General features: G+C 42.8%; 17 protein-coding genes and 1 tRNA gene. 12 read left to right on the forward strand and 6 right to left on the reverse strand.

The features are described 5' to 3' along the window. Positions 1-78 precede the first annotated feature (78 nt). From tgt to queA, 4 genes are all read right to left on the reverse strand, one after another. Positions 79-1,209, reverse strand: a complete 1,131-nt coding sequence (gene tgt, locus H4I94_RS12100; RefSeq protein ID WP_092820315.1) for a tRNA guanosine(34) transglycosylase Tgt — start codon at positions 1,207-1,209, stop codon at positions 79-81. Positions 1,210-1,473: 264 nt separating this feature from the next. After that, positions 1,474-2,040, reverse strand: a complete 567-nt coding sequence (locus H4I94_RS12105) for a LemA family protein (protein ID WP_261183250.1) — start codon at positions 2,038-2,040, stop codon at positions 1,474-1,476. Positions 2,041-2,070: 30 nt separating this feature from the next. After that, positions 2,071-3,099 carry a hypothetical protein gene (locus H4I94_RS12110; protein WP_261183251.1) on the reverse strand — a complete coding sequence of 343 codons (1,029 nt, stop codon included), beginning with the start codon at positions 3,097-3,099 and terminating at the stop codon, positions 2,071-2,073. Positions 3,100-3,125: 26 nt separating this feature from the next. Next, the gene (gene queA / locus H4I94_RS12115) at positions 3,126-4,163 is read right to left on the reverse strand and encodes a tRNA preQ1(34) S-adenosylmethionine ribosyltransferase-isomerase QueA (RefSeq protein ID WP_261183252.1); all 1,038 of its coding nucleotides are present in this window, start codon (positions 4,161-4,163) and stop codon (positions 3,126-3,128) included. 194 nt (positions 4,164-4,357) lie between these two features. Between queA and H4I94_RS12120 the strand changes: the two genes are divergently transcribed. From H4I94_RS12120 to H4I94_RS12130, 3 genes are all read left to right on the forward strand, one after another. Further along, a tRNA-Leu gene (locus H4I94_RS12120) sits at positions 4,358-4,444 on the forward strand. Between the two features lie 93 nt (positions 4,445-4,537). Then, a complete protein-coding gene (locus tag H4I94_RS12125) occupies positions 4,538-4,897 on the forward strand; it encodes a hypothetical protein (protein WP_261183253.1) in 360 nt (119 codons plus the stop codon). Further along, positions 4,894-5,220 carry a hypothetical protein gene (locus H4I94_RS12130; protein WP_252152019.1) on the forward strand — a complete coding sequence of 109 codons (327 nt, stop codon included), beginning with the start codon at positions 4,894-4,896 and terminating at the stop codon, positions 5,218-5,220. Before H4I94_RS12125 ends, H4I94_RS12130 begins: the two co-directional genes overlap by 4 nt. 131 nt (positions 5,221-5,351) lie before the next feature. Here H4I94_RS12130 and H4I94_RS12135 read toward each other — a convergent pair whose 3' ends face one another. Then, entirely contained in the window at positions 5,352-7,583 is a 2,232-nt protein-coding gene (locus H4I94_RS12135; RefSeq protein ID WP_092820319.1) for an NADP-dependent isocitrate dehydrogenase, read from the reverse strand. 1,183 nt (positions 7,584-8,766) lie between these two features. On the opposite strand from H4I94_RS12135, the gene H4I94_RS12140 reads away from it, so the two are divergent. From H4I94_RS12140 to H4I94_RS12180, 9 genes are all read left to right on the forward strand, one after another. Then, a complete protein-coding gene (locus H4I94_RS12140; protein ID WP_261183254.1) occupies positions 8,767-10,041 on the forward strand; it encodes a sensor histidine kinase in 1,275 nt (424 codons plus the stop codon). Between the two features lie 74 nt (positions 10,042-10,115). Next, complete coding sequence (glnE, locus tag H4I94_RS12145; RefSeq protein WP_261183255.1) at positions 10,116-12,875, forward strand: bifunctional [glutamate--ammonia ligase]-adenylyl-L-tyrosine phosphorylase/[glutamate--ammonia-ligase] adenylyltransferase; 2,760 nt, start codon at positions 10,116-10,118, stop codon at positions 12,873-12,875. A gap of 18 nt (positions 12,876-12,893) precedes the next feature. Continuing rightward, the gene (locus H4I94_RS12150; RefSeq protein WP_086199767.1) at positions 12,894-13,820 is read left to right on the forward strand and encodes a branched-chain amino acid transaminase; all 927 of its coding nucleotides are present in this window, start codon (positions 12,894-12,896) and stop codon (positions 13,818-13,820) included. 95 nt (positions 13,821-13,915) lie between these two features. Next, positions 13,916-14,692, forward strand: a complete 777-nt coding sequence (locus H4I94_RS12155; protein ID WP_261183256.1) for a GT-D fold domain-containing glycosyltransferase — start codon at positions 13,916-13,918, stop codon at positions 14,690-14,692. Positions 14,693-14,732: 40 nt separating this feature from the next. Next, on the forward strand, positions 14,733-15,611 hold the full coding sequence (locus H4I94_RS12160; protein ID WP_261183257.1) for a mitochondrial fission ELM1 family protein: 879 nt from the start codon (positions 14,733-14,735) through the stop codon (positions 15,609-15,611). 12 nt (positions 15,612-15,623) lie between these two features. Beyond that, positions 15,624-16,652: a glycosyltransferase gene (locus H4I94_RS12165; protein WP_261183258.1), complete on the forward strand. Its 1,029-nt coding sequence runs from the start codon at positions 15,624-15,626 to the stop codon at positions 16,650-16,652. Further along, a complete protein-coding gene (locus H4I94_RS12170) occupies positions 16,649-17,404 on the forward strand; it encodes a polysaccharide deacetylase family protein (protein ID WP_213031973.1) in 756 nt (251 codons plus the stop codon). The genes H4I94_RS12165 and H4I94_RS12170 overlap by 4 nt, the downstream gene beginning before the upstream one ends. Then, entirely contained in the window at positions 17,398-18,177 is a 780-nt protein-coding gene (locus H4I94_RS12175) for a glycosyltransferase family 2 protein (RefSeq protein ID WP_261183270.1), read from the forward strand. Before H4I94_RS12170 ends, H4I94_RS12175 begins: the two co-directional genes overlap by 7 nt. Continuing rightward, entirely contained in the window at positions 18,174-19,208 is a 1,035-nt protein-coding gene (locus H4I94_RS12180) for a glycosyltransferase (RefSeq protein ID WP_261183259.1), read from the forward strand. Before H4I94_RS12175 ends, H4I94_RS12180 begins: the two co-directional genes overlap by 4 nt. Here the strand turns inward: H4I94_RS12180 and H4I94_RS12185 are convergent, their stop codons facing one another. Further along, positions 19,209-20,090 carry a hypothetical protein gene (locus H4I94_RS12185; RefSeq protein WP_261183260.1) on the reverse strand — a complete coding sequence of 294 codons (882 nt, stop codon included), beginning with the start codon at positions 20,088-20,090 and terminating at the stop codon, positions 19,209-19,211. It lies immediately after the preceding gene. Positions 20,091-20,127: the final 37 nt, after the last annotated feature.

Here is a 20,127-nt window from a genome sequence, read left to right on the forward strand (position 1 = left end):
ATCAACAATATGATGATAAATAAGATAACTTGTTCAGCAATTTACCTTGTCTTTTTCCTCAGCGCAAATGCTGATGGATTAATCTTCAGGACAAGGGGGTACTTCCAGGCCACGACGCGCATAAAAATCCTGTACATATTCATCAAAAGTACCATTATCTAACGCATCACGGATGTCTTGTGTAAACCTTTGGTAATAACGCAGGTTATGAATGGTACCCAGCATGGAACCTAGCATTTCACCACATTTTTCCAGATGGAACAGGTAAGCGCGGGTGAAATTTTGACAGGTATAGCAGTCGCAGTCTGGATCGAGCGGACGCTGGTCATGGCGATATTTGGCATTGCGGATGCGGACCAGACCGTCTGTCACAAAATAATGACCGTTACGTGCATTACGGGTTGGCATGACGCAGTCGAACATATCCACGCCACGGCGGATGCCTTCAACGATGTCTTCCGGCTTGCCGACACCCATCAGGTAACGTGGCTTGTTTTCCGGCATTTTCGGTGGAAGATGATCCAGAATCTTGATCATTTCTTCTTTCGGTTCACCGACAGAAAGACCGCCAATGGCAAAGCCATCAAAGTCGATTTCTTTTAAGCCTGCCAGCGATTCATCACGCAGGTCTTCATACATGCCGCCCTGAATAATACCGAACAGGGCATTTTTATTTTTTAATACATCATGGTGGTGGGTTTTACAGCGTTTTGCCCAGCGCAGTGACAGCTGCAAAGATTTCTGTGCTTCTTCACGCGTAGCCGGATAAGGCGTGCATTCGTCAAAAATCATCACGATGTCTGAATTCAAGGTATGTTGAATATCCATTGAAATTTCAGGAGATAAAAAGACTTTTGAACCATCAATAGGGGAGCGGAAGGTGACACCTTCTTCTTTGATTTTACGCATGGCACCGAGGCTGAACACCTGGAAACCGCCTGAATCGGTTAAAATCGGTTTGTTCCATTTCATGAACTCGTGCAAGCCGCCATGTTCACGAATCACGTCCAGACCTGGGCGTAAATAAAGATGGAAAGTATTGCCCAAAATAATTTGAGCCTTGATGTCTTCAACATCACGTGGGAGCATGCCTTTGACTGTACCGTAGGTACCGACCGGCATGAACACAGGGGTTTCCACAACACCGTGTTCAAGCGTTAAACGACCACGACGGGCACGACCCGACTGACCTAACTTTTCAAACTTCATAAAATATCCTGAACGAGAGCAAAGCACTGCGTGCAGTGCAAGAGCGAAAAAACAGTTCGCCGCCAAAAGTCCGCTATTTTCCTTGATTACGAAGATAAACGCCAGTGTTGTCGAATTTTAACTCGCTACTTTCCTTTTCACGGTAGAGGGGAAAAGTGATCCTGGTTGAGTAAAGTCAGGCTGTGGTTGCTATGATAGAACTGTTCTAGGTTATCGGACTTCTTGCAATGAGAGATGGATAACGAGTACAAAAAGTCCTAAATGTTAAAAATTCGGTCGATAGTCAAAACTCTGTGTAGCTGCCAGATCGCGGAAGGGGCGAATGGCCTTTTTACTCAGCGTCATGGTGTTCACAATATTATTCGGAAAGATCTGAATATGGTTGTTAAACAGTTCGACATTACGGTTAAAAATACTGATGGCTGCACCGACATTTTCATTCTGTTCTTCAATTTCATTCATCATTTTTAGATAAATTTCATTGGCTTTCAGTTCAGGATAGTTTTCTACCACGACATTGAGGCTATGCATCAACTCTTTGTTGAGGCTTTCAATACGTTGTAACTGGGCAACATCGGCATTGTTCACATTGAGGTTAAGAATATTCTGGCGCAGTTCGGTCACTTTTTCCAACGTGCCTTGTTCAAAATTGGAATATTGTTCAACCAAAGGTTGCAGACCATCCAGAATCTTAAGTTTCTGACGTTCATAGGTGGCGACATCTGACCAGGCACGAATAGAAGCATTGTGATGACGCACAATATTATTGCGAATCATGATACAGGCTACAATCACGGCAATAATCAACAATAAAAAAATCAACAGCCCCATTTATTTGTCCCCCAAACATTTACAAGATTGTTATTTTAAAAACTGCGTTAAATCACGCTGCAAGCTTTCCAGATACGGTAGTTTAAAAGTACGCAAGTGTCCACGTAATGCGGAAATATCGTGAATATTTTTTGCCCGGCTTGAAATATGAAATAAATCGGCCGTTCCTAAAAAACATAAGATATGGCTGTCGGGATGGAAAATTAAATCGCCTTGACGCTGAGCAAAAAATTCATCCAGTCTCAGCACAAATGCCGGCGTAAGCAGTTTCGCCATCTGCATTTCATCGCTGCCAAAAATATTCAGTTTCTGATTGACTTGAATATCACTGGTATGCCACGGAAAACTGTAAGGATAATAAAACTCCTTGTTGGCCGTAGTGACTGCCACACCGTGTACTTCCACATCAAAAACAAATACACCCCATAAATCTTTGTGTACTTCACTCACCTGTACTTCATTGCCGTCTTTATTACGAATCCGGATTTCATTGACATAATGATATTGAAATACCATCACCTGATGCTGTTTGCCTTCATCATCGGTCCATTGAGTGCTGGCATAATAAGGAAAGTCATTGGCAATGCTGCCCTGGTTAAAAACCGGAAACAGGCGCTTTAAATGCGCAATAAACAGAACCGGTTGCAGGGGAACGGAAATATGCTGCGGCTGTTGCTGAAAGGCAAGATGGTATTTTTTGGCAATGCTCTGCTGTTCTAGATATTCAATGACTTCATCAACGGGCTTGCTTTCTTCATAGCTAATGTAGGCCCAGAAAATCATAAAAAAACCGCTGATCAGGCTGATCTGAACCCAGATATTGCCTGGATGGATAAAAATCAGCAGGATAAAAAAAAGTCCTGCTGCTGCCAGAAGCAGCGGCAGGACATTTTCAAATTTGAGCACGATCGGGGCATTCCAGGGATGCAACGCATCTAAAATATCCTGATGCGTTTGTGCCTTGCGGGCGATGTCCCAAAGCCGCGCAACATTGTTAAAGACCCGTTCATTTTTTTTACGTCGAATATGAATCGAATGTTTAACAGTATCGAGCGGCATGGCGTACTTCTTATTATTGACAATGATTAAGGTGTGATTTTATCAACCAGCATGGCATCGCCATAACTAAAGAAACGGTATTTGGCTTCTACAGCATGATGATAGGCATTTAAAATATTATCACGATTCGACAAGGCCGAAACCAGCATCAATAAAGTAGATTCGGGAAGATGGAAGTTGGTAATCAGGCGATCGACCACCTTAAATTCATAACCCGGGTAAATGAAGATTTGCGTATCCCCAGTCCAGCCTTTCAATTCACCGCCATTGGCCTGTGCAGCGCTTTCGGTGGCACGAGTTGCGGTGGTGCCGACCGCAATGACTTTATTGCCACGCGCTTTGGTTTCACGGATCAGCGCCATAGACTCCTCAGACACATCACACCATTCACTGTGCATGATATGGTTTTCAATATCGTTGGTCCGTACTGGCAGGAAGGTACCCGCACCGACATGCAGGGTCACAAAGGTTTTCTGGATGCCTTTTTCTTGCAGTTGTTTTAACAGGGCTTCGTCAAAATGCAGGCTGGCAGTCGGGGCCGCGACACTGGCCAGTTTAGTTGGGTCATTAAAGACAGTCTGATAGCGCTCGGTATCAATCGATTCTGCTTCACGGTTGAAATAAGGCGGAATCGGCAAAGCACCATATAAATCCAGAACATTTAAAATGGGCTGAGAAAACTCGACTATGAACAGGTTTTCATGACGGCCTTTTACCGTGACTTTGACTTCATCTGGACCAATGAACAGTTCTGCACCTTCTTTTGGCGAATTGCTGGCTTTAATGTGGCAATGCGCAATGAACTTGTCCAGCATGCGTTCCACCAAAACTTCAACCGCACCGCCAGTGGCACGTTTACCTTTAAGGCGTGCTTTCATAACCTTGGTGTCATTTAAAACCAGCAAATCACCTTCATTCAATAAATTTAGAATATCTGTAAATTGATGGTCATGATATTGGCCTTGAGCGTCTAAGTGTAAAAGACGGGAAGCACTACGGGTTTCCAGCGGGTAACGGGCAATCAGCTCGTCAGGGAGATCAAAGTTAAAGTCGGAAAGTTGCATCTTCAATGTATTGAAATAAGAAAAACATCCGCATTATAGGCTGGAAAAGGGTAAAACAGATGATATCTGATGTTTTTTAAGACAAAGTTTTTGATTTTGATTTAAAATTGAGCGATCGGCTAAATTAGATAATTGACAATTCCAAGTTTGATAGTAATATAGCCACCACAAGCTGATTAGCTTGCAACACCTTTCCCGAGGTGGTGAAATTGGTAGACGCGGCGGACTCAAAATCCGCTGTCAGAGATGACGTGTCGGTTCGAGTCCGACCCTCGGGACCAAGATTTTGAAGAACCCCAAGCATATTAAGTCTTGGGGTTTTTTATTGCTTGAGGGAAAGTCTGACAATCGAATTTAAAGCACTGATAGGGTTTATGTTATTATTATTAAAAATATTCTTTATTTTTATGAAAATGATAACGATTGATTTATTAATTAAAATTTTGCCTGTATTTCTAGCTATTGTCCCTTTTTTAGTCTGGCTTGATAAAGCTAAGCGTTTTACGCATCGGCGGAAATTTTATTTGAATCGCTTGGAAGCGGTTAAAGAATACTTGGATAATTATTATAATTCGGACAAAAATAAATTGGAGAAGGATTGCGCTGCACAAGCATTGGTATGTTCTGAAAAAACCAGTCATTTGGAAGGTGATTATATAATTAAAGTATTTCCGCAACGTTTTTTCATTATGATAAGAAAATTAATCACGGCGCGTCATTTTAAACGGCATTGATTGCAGATAATAAAATTATTCTTACGGCACAATCCTCTAAAGAAAGTTACAAAAAGAAAAGAATAATTTTAGCAGGGATATATTTATCCTCAATTATTATTATCCCTCTAAATAATATTTTGGTCTTCCTTATCAAAAAAATAGACTGGTTTCCTCTAGTAGAGGTATCAGAATGGGTATTAGTAGCAGGAGGAATTTGTACTCTTGTTATTGGTACGATTATCGCCATTATTTCTGGTCTTCTATTTCGTGCGATTGATGCGGCTATAGAAATTTATGATGATTTAAAAGTAGGGTGCATTCCTAAAAAGCAAGAAAGCTAAATTTGGTCTGAATTCTAGTTCATAGTCTTGAATGAAAATTAGAGTCTTATAGTTATAGACAGACATAGAAAAAACCGGCGCCTAAACGCCGGTTTTTTTACATCACAGACTTCCGTCAGTTCTGCAAAAGCTTAGATTGAAGCAAGTGCAGCATTTAATGTAGCGCTTGGACGCATTACAGCATTTACTTTCTCTTGATCAGGAGCGTAGTAACCGCCGATATCTACTGCCTTGCCTTGTACTTCTGCAAGCTCGGCAACGATCTTGTCTTCATTTTCAGCAAGTGCTTTCGCAAGCGGAGCAAACTTCGCTTTCAGTTCAGCATCTTCGTCTTGTGCAGCAAGCGCTTCAGCCCAGAATTTAGCCAGGTAGAAGTGGCTGCCACGGTTATCCAGCTCACCAGTACGGCGTGATGGAGACTTGTCGTTGTCAAGAAGTTTGCCTGTTGCCTGGTCTAAGGTTTTAGCCAGCAATTTTGCTTGAGCATTGTTTTCTTTAATACCCATTTCTTCTAATGACACTGCAAGCGCCAAGAATTCGCCTAAAGAATCCCAGCGTAAGTGGTTTTCTTCTACAAGTTGTTGTACGTGTTTAGGCGCAGAACCACCAGCACCAGTTTCGTACATGCCGCCACCAGCCATTAACGGCACGATAGACAACATTTTCGCAGAAGTACCAAGCTCCATAATTGGGAACAAGTCAGTCAGGTAGTCACGCAGGATGTTACCAGTAACTGAAATTGTATCCAGGCCACGAGCAACACGTTCAAGCGTGTAACGCATTGCACGTACTTGAGACATGATTTGAATGTCTAAACCGGTAGTGTCGTGATCTTTCAGGTAAGTTTGAACTTTCTTGATCAATTCGTTTTCGTGTGGACGGTATGGGTCAAGCCAGAAGATTGCAGGCATGCCAGAGTTACGTGCACGAGTTACTGCAAGTTTCACCCAGTCACGGATTGGAGCGTCTTTCACCTGACACATACGCCAGATGTCGCCTTCTTCCACATTTTGAGACATCAACACTTCGCCTGTTTCAAGGTCGGTGATGTTCGCAATACCTGCTTCAGGAATTTCGAATGTCTTGTCGTGTGAACCGTATTCTTCAGCTTTTTGTGCCATCAAACCAACGTTTGGCACAGTACCCATAGTGCGTGGGTCGAAGTTACCGTTCCACTTACAGAAATTGATCATTTCCTGGTAGATACGTGCGAATGTAGATTCAGGCATGACGGCTTTAGCATCATACTGTTTACCATCAGCACCCCACATTTTACCACCGGCACGGATCATTGCCGGCATAGACGCATCTACGATGATGTCGTTAGGTGAATGGAAGTTGGTGATGCCTTTAGCAGAGTCAACCATTGCAAGTGCAGGGCGGTGTTCTTGGCAAGCATGCAGGTCAGCAATGATTTCTTCACGAACAGAAGTTGGAAGTGTTTCAATTTTTTCGTAAAGACCCGCCATACCGTTGTTGATGTTAATACCTAACTCATCAAACAGTTTGCCGTGTTTTTCGAATGCTTCTTTGTAGTAAATCTTCACACAGTGACCGAATACGATCGGGTGTGAAACTTTCATCATGGTCGCTTTAACGTGAAGAGAGAACAAAATTCCAGCTTCGCGACAATCTTCAAGTTCTTTTTCATAGAAGTCGCAAAGCGCTTTCTTGCTCATGAACATTGAGTCAATGATTTCGCCTTCAAGAAGTGCAACTTTTGGCTTAAGAACGATGGTTTCGCCGCTCTTGGTGATAAGCTCCATTTTCACGTTGCGAGCGCGGTCTAAAGTCATCGATTTCTCACCGTGGTAGAAGTCGCCTTCATCCATGTGTGAAACGTGAGTTTGTGACCACTGTTTCCACTCGCTCATTGAGTGCGGGTGTTTTTTCGCGTAATTTTTTACTGCGGCAGGTGCACGGCGGTCAGAGTTGCCTTCACGCAGTACTGGGTTTACAGCTGAGCCGAGGCATTTGCTGTAACGAGCTTTGATTGACTTCTCTTCTTCAGTCGCCGGGTTTTCCGGATAGTCAGGAAGAGCATAACCTTTCGATTGAAGTTCCTTGATACAAGCTGTCAGCTGGCCAACTGAAGCACTAATATTAGGAAGTTTAATGATATTAGTGTCTGGATCCTGTGTGAGACGGCCAAGCTCTGCGAGGTTATTCGGTACCTTCTGCTCATCGCTTAGGAAGTCCGTAAATTCTGCAAGCACGCGTACGGCCACAGAGATGTCTTTTTTGACAATCTCAACGCCAGCTGGCTTAGTAAAGGTCTCAATGATCGGCAGCAGTGAGTAGGTCGCCAATAATGGCGCCTCATCGGTCAATGTGTAAATGATTGTTGACTTTCCACCAGCCATATATAGCCCCTTGCTTTGGATTGAGTTTTTAGGCACCGAGCTTTTGGCTCAGTCCTGCGAACCGGTTTGCTTAAATAAAACATTAAAAATATCGGTGCTTATTGCACCTCAGCCGAACAGCAATATCTTGCATATTGGTCTTTGGCTGAAAATTTGTATACATCAGTGTTGTTCACCAATCCCTCTATTCTACGCGAAATTTAGGTATTTTTCGAATCGGGACAGGGCTGCCAGTCTCTCATGTGGCGGTTACGCCCACTTGCTCAGACAAGTAGTGGTTTTGAGTTGAATACATATTTAATATATTATTATCAATAACTTAATTTTATTTTTTTGCCTTCTGCTTGAAAAAAATCGGAGAGCCATTTTTTGCCGATTTATAAAGTAATTACTTAAAACATGTTGGGTATCATGGAAATAAATTATCCACAGGGGAGCAAGCGGTAAATTTCTTTTCAGATCGGCCGGAAAATGATAGGGGAAAAGATGCTTTTATTAATGCTATTTATGACTCAGCTGAAAAATGTTCTGGCAATTATCATGATCATCACTGGCATCGAAAATGAGCATGTTACAGGCCTGATGTAAGAGAAGATATGAAGTATGTGCTATTGCCTTGAGTAACATTACTTAAAAAGAACATTCTGAAGGGACAGCGAACGCATTGAGAGGGAGGCTTAAAAAAACTGGCCGGATAAAATAGTGATTTTTCAATTTTTCTAAAGAAATATGGCGATTTGCTATATAGGATTTTTGTAACAGAGAGTGGGCTTGAACAGTGGAATGATGAGCGGAGTAATTATCCCATGTTTAAACAAATAGATAATGAGGCAGCTATTTAATCCGCTCACTGTGCCGGTGGAAATCGGGTATCATGCAATTGTAGTCAAACGCTGACTGGTAAAGGCTTTAAAGTTCCGGTTCGAGTCCAACCCTCGGGATATACATGTAAAGAATCTAAGTGACTAATTAAGTGGCCAATAATAGCGCGGTTTTTTTATTGTCTAGATAGCGTTGAAATTTGCTGCCGATGTTGTGGTGAAAATTATAGGTACATATGGGCTTAAATTGTCACTGTTTGTCTTTGTTTATTGTCTTCGATATGAAACTTTGTTAATAAGATGAAAAGGTGATAATTAATTTTTTTTAAAACAACAAGTAATAGTGATTGGATGAACCAAATATGAAAGTGCAGTTGCTGGAAATAGGCTCGGAAACCGAGCAGCTTAGTGCATGTAAAATTTCACTATTATTAGGCGTTTTTACACCAATCAATCAGGTGGAGCGTTTTTTAAGATTTTCCCGGAATATGCTTGGCGCTGAACAGGCAGTGCTGGCTTTTCATCATGAGCCTTATATCTGGTATTCCTCCGCGAATGGTTTTAAGGCTTTCTGCTCGCCTGGTGAAACCTGTTTAAGTCCCTATTTTGAAGCGCTTAATTTTATTGATCATCAGCATAGCCAATATTCGAACCTGGTGCAGCATGTGAGTCAATTTGGGGTAGAGGCCAAGCGTTATCTGGCTTTTGATCTGCGCTTAAATGACGGAACTTCAATTGGTCATGCACTCTTTTTCGATCAGCTGCAAAAACTGTTTAATCCTGAAGATATTGCAACGGTCAGTGACTTCACCAACAGTCTAATCCATGTTATTGAACTTAAAGCAGAACATGCTGAACTTAAAGAAATGCACGAGCAACAAGTGGCGCTCAATTTCAGCAAAACCAAGTTTTTCCAGATTATTGCCCATGACTTGAGAGCTCCATTTCATGGTTTACTCGGCTTTTCAGAAGTGCTGGCGCAAGAGCGTGAAACACTGGATGATTCCAGCGTACAGAGTATTGCCGAATATTTGTACGATACTGCACAATCGACGTATAACCTGCTGGAAAGCCTGCTGAATTGGGCAATGGCTGAAGGTGGACGTTTTATTTATCATCCTATTAATTTTGAATTAAAACAGTCCAGCAAGATTGTTTGTGATGTATTGAATAGCCTGGCCGTAAAGAAAAATATTCAGTTAATTGACCAGATTGAAGAAGGCATCAAGGTCTATGCTGATATCAACATGATCACTTCGGTGATACAAAACCTGGTTTCCAACGCTTTAAAATTCACCCCGACCGATGGTACGGGTCGCGTCATCATTCAGGCAAGTGAGTGCGAAGATGGGGTGCATATTTCTGTACGGGATACCGGTCTGGGCATGAGTCAGGCACAAATGGATCAGCTGTTCCAGCAATCGGTTACCGCCAGTATTAAAGGGACCGCAGGAGAAAAAGGGACCGGTCTGGGTCTGGTCTTGTGTAAGCGCTTTATTGATTTGAACCATGGTCAAATTTTTGTAGATTCTACAGAAGGTGAAGGGACCACATTCAATGTGACTTTACCGGCAGCCACCAGTGCCCATCAGGCTTTAGCCCAGGAACAGCTTAAAATTGAACAGGTAAAAGTATAGAAAATCAATTTTTCTTTTCCTGTATTTGTGTTCAGCTGTTATAACTAGGAAAAAACTAGGCTGAAGGTTTTAAAATGAATGCGGAACAATTGCAGAACACATTGCGTGCGAGCCAATATGCAGAACAGGTGTTGGGAAAACACAGCGCTTTACTAGAACAAGATTATGCAATTGATCAATTTCTCCTTCCTTTAACCCCCCTGCAAATCCAGAATTTTGTTCATAACACGCTAGAGCAGATTACAGATGAAAGCACCTGGATGCATGCCCTTCGTGTGCTGCGCGCGCGCTTGATGTTCCGCTGGATCTGGCAGGATGCCAACCGGTTGACGGATGTGGTTACCCTGACACGCGAGCTTTCCGATTTTGCCGATGCAGCCATTTGTGCGGCTAAAGATTTTGCCCTTGCACCTTTGCTGGCCAAGCATGGTGAGCCGATCGGCTACGGTGGTGCCGTGCAGGATCTCATTGTGGTGGCCATGGGCAAGCTTGGGGCGCAAGAACTTAACCTTTCAAGTGATATTGATCTTATTTTTGCCTTTGATGAACAGGGTGAAACCAATGGTCGCAAATGTATCGACGTACAGCAGTTCTGTATTCTGTGGGGGCAGAAACTGATTTATCTGCTGGATCATATTACCGCAGACGGTTTTGTATTCCGTGTCGATATGCGCCTGCGTCCCTGGGGTGATGGTTCAGCCTTGGCGATTAGTCACGCTGCCTTAGAAAAATATTTAAGCCAGCATGGCCGTGAATGGGAACGTTATGCCTGGATTAAAGCCCGCATTGTGACGGGTGGAAAAGAAGGGGATGAGTTATTGGATATGACCCGTCCTTTTGTGTTTCGTAAATATGTCGATTACACCGCCTTTGAAGCCATGCGTGAAATGAAGGCGATGATTGAACGCGAAGTACAACGCCGCAATATTGAAGATGATATCAAGCTCGGTGCAGGCGGTATTCGTGAAGTCGAATTCATTGTTCAAGTCTTTCAATTAATTTATGGAGGCTCAAAACTTGAACTGCAGGATCGCCAGTGTCTGGTCAGCCTGCATCACCTGGGAGAAGTCGGGCTTCTAGAGCAAAATGCCGTACTTGAACTGGAAGATGCCTATCTGTTCCTGCGCCGCATTGAACATGCCATTCAGGCTTTAAATGATCAGCAAACCCAATCTTTACCGGTTGAGCCTGATTTAAGAAATCGCATGATTGAAACGCTGGGTTTTGACAGTTGGGAGCAATTTTTAGAAGTATTGAATCAAAAACGTGCCAAGGTTATCTACCAGTTTGAGCATTTAATTAAAGAAAAAGAGCCTGATCCACTGGTGGAAAGTTTTACCCAGCTAGAAAAACAGCTGAATGAGGTGCTGGATGAAGATGCCAAAAATTTGGTACATGAGTTCTGGTATGGACATGCGCTGAAAAAATTGCCAGCCAAGGCGGTACAGCGTCTGAAAACTTTTTGGCCACACCTGATTGAAGCGATTTTGCAGTCTGATAAACCGCAAGTGGCGCTGTTACGCTTGATGCCTTTGGTCGAATCGGTCCTGCGCCGTACCGTATATCTGGTGATGCTGATTGAAAGCAAAGGTGCGCTGCAGCGTCTGGTGAAGATGGCCACGGTGAGTCCATGGATTTGCGAGGAGCTGACCCATTATCCGGTACTGCTGGATGAGTTTTTATCGATGGATTTTGAATTGCCGAAACGTCAGGATCTGGAAGATTCACTGCGTCAGCAACTGTTACGCATCGAGATTGATCAGGTGGAAGATCAGATGCGCGTGCTGCGTTTATTCAAGAAATCCAATGTATTGGCTGTGGCGGCCAGTGATGTACTGGCGGAAAGTCCACTGATGAAAGTCTCCGATGCCTTAACCGATATTGCAGAAGTTTCAGTGAATGCCACGCTCAATCTGGCTTATCAGATTGTGGCGAAAAAGCATGGTTTTCCCTTGGATGCCGAAGGTCAGCGCTGTACGCTGGATCATACTGCTTTTACCGTGATTGGTTATGGGAAAGTGGGCGGAATTGAACTGGGTTATGGTTCTGATCTGGATCTGGTTTTTATTCACTATATCAGTGAACAGGGTGATACCGATGGGATCAAACCGATTAGCGGTTTTGAGTTTGCCATGCGCGTGGCACAGAAATTCATGTCGCTGATGACCACCCAAACCCTAGATGGGCGCGTCTATGAAATTGATACCCGCTTACGTCCATCGGGTGAGGCGGGACTATTGGTGACTAGCCTGAAAGCCTTTGAACAATATCAATTAAAAAGTGCATGGGTGTGGGAACATCAGGCTCTGGTCCGGGCTAGATCCATTGCAGGTGAAGTTTCACTGCGAGAAAAATTTGAAGATTTACGCTGCCGTATTTTGACTCAACCGCGGGATGAGGCCAATGTTCGTGCAGAAGTACTGAAAATGCGTCAGAAGATGAAAGATCATCTGGGTTCTTCCAAAGAGCAGCAAAAAGATGGGATTTTTCATTTAAAACAGGATGCAGGTGGTATCGTTGATATCGAATTTATGGCACAGTATGCGGTATTAGCATGGAGTGGGTCGAATCCTGATCTCGCCCATTACTCCGACAACGTACGAATCCTTGAGGATGCCGCAAAAACGGATCGCTTATCCAGCGCCGATGCGACAGCATTGATTCAAGCTTATCTCCGTGAACGAGCCGAGAGCCACCGTTTAGCCCTTGCAAATCAATCCATGCAAGTTGCAGCTGACGACTGGTACGATACCCGAGAGGTCGTTTGCAAGTTATGGCAAAGATTAATTGATCCAACTGCTACTTTTGCGTTGGATAGAAATGACTGTGTATAAAAATTTGGAGTGTGTGCCATGAATTTGGCTGATCGTGATGGTTTTATCTGGCAAGATGGACAAATGGTTGACTGGCGTGAGGCGAAAATCCACGTCCTAACTCATACATTGCACTACAGTATGGGTGTCTTTGAGGGTGTCCGTGCTTATGAAACACCAAATGGTACCGCGATTTTCCGTCTCCAAGATCATACAAAACGTTTGCTTAACTCTGCAAAAATCTATCAAATGAAAGTTCCATTTGATCAGGCAGCACTTGAGCAGGCTCAAATTGATGTAGTACGTGAAAATAAATTAGCTTCATGCTATTTGCGCCCAATTATCTTTATCGGTTCGGAAAAACTCGGTATTGCTGCAACCAATAATACCATTCATGCCACTGTAGCGGCATGGGGCTGGGGTGCTTACCTGGGTGAAGAAGCAATGGCGAAAGGTATTCGCGTGAAAACTTCTTCATTCACTCACCACCATCCAAACGTGACCATGTGTAAGGCAAAAGCGTCTGGTAACTATACCTTGTCTATTCTTGCTCATCAGGAAGTGGCACATTCGGGTTATGACGAAGCGATGTTGATGGATCCGCAAGGCTATGTATGTCAAGGTTCTGGCGAAAACGTATTCTTGGTGAAAGATGGGGTATTGCATACCCCTGATATCGCTGGCGGTGCTTTAGACGGTATTACCCGTCAAACGATCATTACCATTGCCAAAGACTTGGGTTATGAAGTGGTTGAACGCCGTATTACACGTGACGAATTCTATATTGGTGATGAAGCCTTCTTCACCGGTACTGCCGCTGAAGTGACGCCTATCCGTGAATATGATGACCGTATCATTGGTGAAGGCTGTCGTGGTCCAATTACGACAAAAATCCAGAAAGCGTTCTTTGATGCAGTTCAGGGTAAAGATCCTAAATATGCACACTGGTTAACTTACGTAAAATAAGTTGATCGGTTAAGATGAGGAGGCGGAACGAAAGTTTCGCCTTTTTTTGTATTTAATAGATATTGTACAGGTGTTGAATGACATTTGAGTCGGCTATGCGTAGATTTAAACTACGCATGAAAAAAAGAATGTATAAACTTAATAAAAAGCGCTGGCTTGCTGAAAATCAGTCAGATTTGCAATATTTTGAAGAAAAATTGCTGTATTCAATGCCGGAAACTTTACAGCTGGTTGCGCAAGGTAAATCACTGGCGCGTTTTGGAGATGGTGAAATTACCTTAATGGATGGAGATGATATTGATTTTCAGAAAAGTAGTCCTGAACTTGCCTTAGAATTGGAAAATATCCTAAAAAACCAAGATGAAAAACTGTTGGTATGTTTGCCAACAATACTGACAGCTTGCGACGATGATGAAGCCAATTGGTGGTTAAAATTTTGGTATGTACGCTGGAAAGACTTAAAACAAAAGCTGAGCTTTGAACATTCATACGGACACTCTATGGTGACACGTCCTGATTTTTTCATCATGTATCCCGAACAGGCAGTACAGGCATGGAAATCAATTTGGCAGAATCGTAAAATTGTTTTGATTACAGGTGAGGGTTCTAAACTGAATTTAGAACATATGCTGTTTGATAATGTTTCCACCCGTCAAATAATTTATTCTAAAGCGATGAATGCTTATGCTGATGCAAACAGGATTATTGCAGAGGTGCAAAATACTGCTGGGCAAAACTGTTTGATTTTGATTGCTTTAGGCCCTACTGGAACGGTTTTAGCCAAACGTTTTTCCGATCTTGGCTATCAAGCATTGGATATTGGTCACATCACTAGTTCATACGATGCTGCTTTTCAGCAGAAAGCAGGCTGATTGCCAGCCATTCAAGCAGCACTTGTGAGGATTTTTCTCTATGCATATTGTCTACGTCAGTGATGGTAAAGCGGGACACCGTTCGCAAGCAGTCGGTTTATATAAAGCCATGCAACGCATAAGCAATATCGAAGTTACTTTTCAGGAAATCTCCATTCAGCAATTGCCAGTTTTCACGCTGTTAAAAGGCATGTTGAGTCATCAATTGGCACTGTTTGAAAGAAAGCCGGATTATATTTTTGGCGTGGGCAGTCATACCCAATCACGGGTTTTGCTGCTGGGGAGAGTATATCCGCAGGCGAAAACGGTTATTTTAATGAAGCCGAATTTTCCGTTTGCCTGGTTTGACCATGCCATCATTCCTGAACATGATGGCGTACCTGAATCCACGCATGTCATTACCACCCAAGGCGCTTTAAACCCGATTGTCAATGAACAGCGCCATCAAGCCAATCGGATCTTGGTTGCTTTAGGTGGCTCATCCAAACGTCATCAGTGGAATGAAAAGAAGGTGCTAGAGGCGATTCAGAATATTGTGCAGCACCATCCACAAGCTGAAATTATTTTAACCACTTCACGTCGTACCCCCAAAGAATTTCTTGGACATTTATCAGCTCAGCCTTATGCAAGCCAGCTACAGATTTTCCCGGTGGAAGACACGCCGCAAGGCTGGATCTTTGAGCAGATGCAACAAGCAGAAGCAGTTTGGGTCACGGAAGACAGTGTTTCCATGATTTTCGAGGCTTTAACAGCCGGTTGTAAGGTGGGGATAATTGCGATAGACCGTTTGAAATCTGATAGAATTACCACGTTGTTGGATCAGCTTTTATCGACATCGTCAGATAAACCACATCACAATCTATTGAATTTAAAGCTGAATGAAGCAACCCGAGTTGCTGATATATTATTGAAAACATAGAGTTGTTTCTTCATGAAAATTTTACATATTGCGAATTTTGGCTTTAATAAACAAGGCGCGCATTTTTACTGCACAGACCGCAAAATTTCAGCGGGATTAATTGAAAATGGTCATTTTGTTTATGGTTTCAGTTTTCGCGATATGGCGCGTATGGGGACAGTGTTCAAAACCAAAAAACTCGGTGCGAACTGGGCCAATAAAGAAATTCTAAAAATTGTGGATAATATTGAGCCGGACCTGGTTTTGGTGGGACATAGTGACTTGATGAGTCCAAATGTGCTCAAAGAAATCAAGCAGCGTTATCCTCAAACCAAAATAGCTTTCTGGTACGTTGACCCTCTGTATCTGGAACAGAAACTCGGTTTTGTACGTGAATTTTCACCCTATCTAGATGCCATTTTCTGCACCACGGGCGGTGAGTATCTGAAAAAACTCAAGCAGCCGCATTTAAAAGTTGCTTATATGCCCAATGTGGGACATCGTAATGTAGAACAATTAAAACAGTTTGAATCAAGCAATATTGATAAGGAATTTATTTTCTGTGGCGTGGTGTATAAAGAGCCGGAACGTGAAAAATTCCTTAAAGATTTGGCTGACACTTTAAAGAATAATCATATTCAATATCAGTATTATGGCTGTTTTGAACAGCCGGGTGTGTATGGGAAAGGCTATTACAAAGTATTGTCTGAATCGCGTATGGGACTGAATTATTCACGTAAAAATGATGTCACGCTTTATAGTTCGGACCGGATTGTGCAGCTCACAGGCAATGGTTTGTTAACATTTAGCCCACGAATTCCGGGCTTCGACAAACTTTATACTGATCAAGAAATCGTTTACTTTGATGACCAGTTTGATCTGGCTGAAAAAATCAAGTTTTATGCAGAGCATCCTGCTGAGGCAAAACGTATAGCGGAAGCGGGGTGGCAAAAAACACGCAACAGTTTTAATGCTCAACGAATTACCCAGTTTATGCTGGAAGTGACTTTTGATCAGCCTTTGACTGAAGCTTATGAATGGTCGCATGAGGTATATGCATAATGTGGTTACTGTATGTGGTTCTGGGTCTCGTCGCCTTTGCGGCGGTTTTATATCTATTGGGAAATTATACCTTTTGGCTGCCATTTCGTCGTGCTAGTTTGCCAAGAATAGTCATGCTGCACCAGGTGACGCCACATGCAGAAGCTTCTGGCATGAATATGCCACCGGCCAAGTTTGAGCAACTGCTGCAATATCTAACGAAAAAGCAGTCTACCTTCTGTTTTGTTTCGGAACTGGACCAGTTTCAAGGGCAAAAGAATATCGTGGCATTATCCTTTGATGATGGTTTTTTAGATAATTATCAATATGCCTATCCTTTGCTGAAAAAATACCATGCCAAGGCGACCATTTTCCTGGCAACACAAATTGAAGGCATTGAAAAGCTCAGTCCAGAACAGATTCGAGAAATGTCTGATTCGGGTGTTATCGAGTTTGGTGCGCATACACAGCATCATGTCAATTTGCTGAAACTGTCCGATGAACAAGCTTTTGCAGAAATGCAGGCTTCCAAACAGGATGTCGAAAAGCTGGTGGGGCGCTGTCCAAGTTTTGCTTATCCCTTTGGCCGTTTTAATGAAAAGCATCAGCAAATGGCCAAAGAAATTGGCTTTAAAAATGCAGTATCTACCCGTAAAAAAATCGAAGCCTATACCGCAGAAAATCAATTTAATATTCCTCGTGTCAGTACACACGGGGCCATGAATGCCTTGCAAATGCGTATTGCCTTAGCCAAAGGACGTTATAAATTATGAGTATTCCATGTAGTGTTTATATCGTCACTTTAAATTGCGGCGCATGGCTTGAAGCTACTTTAAACAGTGTGCGTGATTTTGCTGAAGTGATTATTCTGGATTCGGGCAGTACCGATACTACTTATGCTATTGCCCAGTCATTTCCTAATGTGCGTATTTCGCACCAAGACTGGCAGGGTTATGCCGGACAAAAAAGCCTGGCTCTGGCACAGTGTCAATATGATTGGGTGCTGAACCTGGATGGCGATGAAGTTTTGTCACCCGAGTTGAAAAAAGAAATTGAACAGTCCATTCAGGCCAATCAAATTGATGCCTTAATTACACCTATTAATGATGTCTTCTTGGGCGTGCCGAACAGCAAGCACACGAAAAAGCATGCCAAAGTGCGCTTTTTTCGCAAAAGCAAAGGACATTACGACCTGGAAAATAAAGTCCATGAAAATGTGATTGTGGATGGTCAGAGCGTGCGTGCTGAAGGCGATATTTATCACTACGGCGAATCTAGCATCTTCGTTAAAGTTGAAAAAAACAACCAGTATTCCAATTTGAAAGCTGCTGAAAAATTTCAAAAAGGCAAAAAGCCAAGCTTGTTAAAATTGAGTCTGGTCATGCCTGTGACCTTCTTAAAATCCTATTTTATCCGCTGTAGTTGCCTGAATGGCTGGCGCGGTTTTGTGAATAGCATGATCAATGCATTTTATGCTTTTTTGAAAGAAGCCAAGCTGTTTGAACAGTATCAAAATGCGTCCAAGAATAAACAGGACAAGACATGAAGATTGTTCAGGTTCTGGCGACCAGTGGCGGTGTGGGTGGCCTAGAACAGCATACGTTTAACCTGGCCAATGAAATGTCATTGCAGCATGAAGTGCATATGATTGCGCATCCGTGTTATGCAGAAAAGTTTAATGAGCATGTGCATTTTCATCCGCTAGATTTTGCCCGTAGCCGCTGGAATATTTTCCTGCTCTGGCAGTTGAAAAGCTTAATCAATCAAATTCAGCCGGACATTGTGCATGCCCAGGCAGGCAAGGCGGCTGAACTGGTTTCTAAAATTAAGAGCTGGCTGAAACCAGTCAAAGTGGTAACGACGGTTCACGGTACGAAAAAGAATAAATCTGCTTATCTGGTGGGAGATGCAGTGATTGCAGTCAGCAAAGCACTGACCAAAGGCATTCCTCCAGAAAAAGCGCATATTGTTTATAATGGCGTATATGTGCAGCCCAGCCTGACAGATGCACAAAAGCAGGCATTAAAAACAGACATTGATCAGCAGTTTCCTGGCTTGAATGCGGGTAAAAAAAATGTGATGTGCATTGGCCGTTTAGAACCCGTCAAAAATATTGCATTATTGATTCAGGCCATGCAGGATGTTGATGTCAACGTGTATATCGTTGGCGATGGTTCATTACGGCAGACACTTGAACAGCAAGTTGTAGACTTGAATATGCAAAACCGGATTGCATTTTTAGGCTTTCGAACCGATGCACGTGACCTGGTGCAGTTGGCCGATGTCGTGGTGCTTTCATCCGACCGGGAAGGTTTTCCCCTGGTCATGGTAGAAGCCTTGCAAGCAGATAAAGCCATGGCTGCAACGAAGGTCAATGGGGTGATTGAATGGTTGCCTGAAGCATATCTGGCTGACATTGGCGACGTACAGGGATTGCAACAGGCTATTCAAAATGCGTTAAATGCACATGCCCAACAGGATTTTCAGCCTTTATTTGCCAAGGCTAAAGCAGAATTGACGGTTGCTGCAATGACACAGCAAACGCTCAATATCTATGAGCATTTGCTGAAGGCTTGATTATTGTTTAGCGGATAAACGAATGGCATCCAGGACCACAAAGTTATTTTCGACATTAATGGTGTGGCAGCCATCATCCTCGCTCTTCCAGTCTGGCAAAACCACTTCTAAAAGTTGCTCTTGATAAACCGTCGGGCTCAGTTGAATAATTTCTTTCAGCTCAATGTTGCCACCATAGCGTTTGAGCGAATCCTGGCTTGGGCGAACCAGTTTGGCGTTGTAAATAAAAGGCTTGCCTGCCATGCGAAACTGTTGCTGGCCTTTGCACACCGGATTTTGCGGGTGTTCTTGCCAGTCCGGATTGAGAATATTTTCGGTAAAGAACAGGTCTAAACGATCTCCAAACTTTTTACAGTTTCTGCGTGTCGAGGTGAACAGGTACCACATGCCTTCATGATAAAAAGGTGTGCTATCGACGGCATCAATCCCTTCTAAAATATTGGAATGTTTTTCCCATTTCAAAGGAAACTCGGTACATTTCCACAGTTCAATGGTCTTGTTGGCACTGGTTTCAGGAATCATATACCAGTCATTTTCGACCTTAAATACGCATGGATAAGACAGGTGATAATCTAGTTTTAAAATGGTCTGTGGTTCTGTATAAGTACCGTCTTTAAAAATTTCCAATACGGATAGAAAACCTACCGGATGCTCATTATCAACTTCTTCAAAGAAAATATAATGACGATTATTTTCCTGTACATAAAAACAGTCTGCAAAGGTGAATTTTTCAGGTGAATGGATTTCAAATAAACCATGTAATTGCTCTTGGCTTTTTAAGGGTTGATCAAGCCAGCCAAAGCGTATGTACCAATGAGAATCGAACTTTTTGGCTTGTTGATTTTGTTGAAATTTATACCATTTCTTTAAAATTGTGCGCATGATAAAAGTAAGTAAACATTAAAGGCTATCTATCCAA

The organism is Acinetobacter sp. T_3_1 (assembly GCF_025377055.1).
GTDB lineage: Bacteria > Pseudomonadota > Gammaproteobacteria > Pseudomonadales > Moraxellaceae > Acinetobacter > Acinetobacter kookii.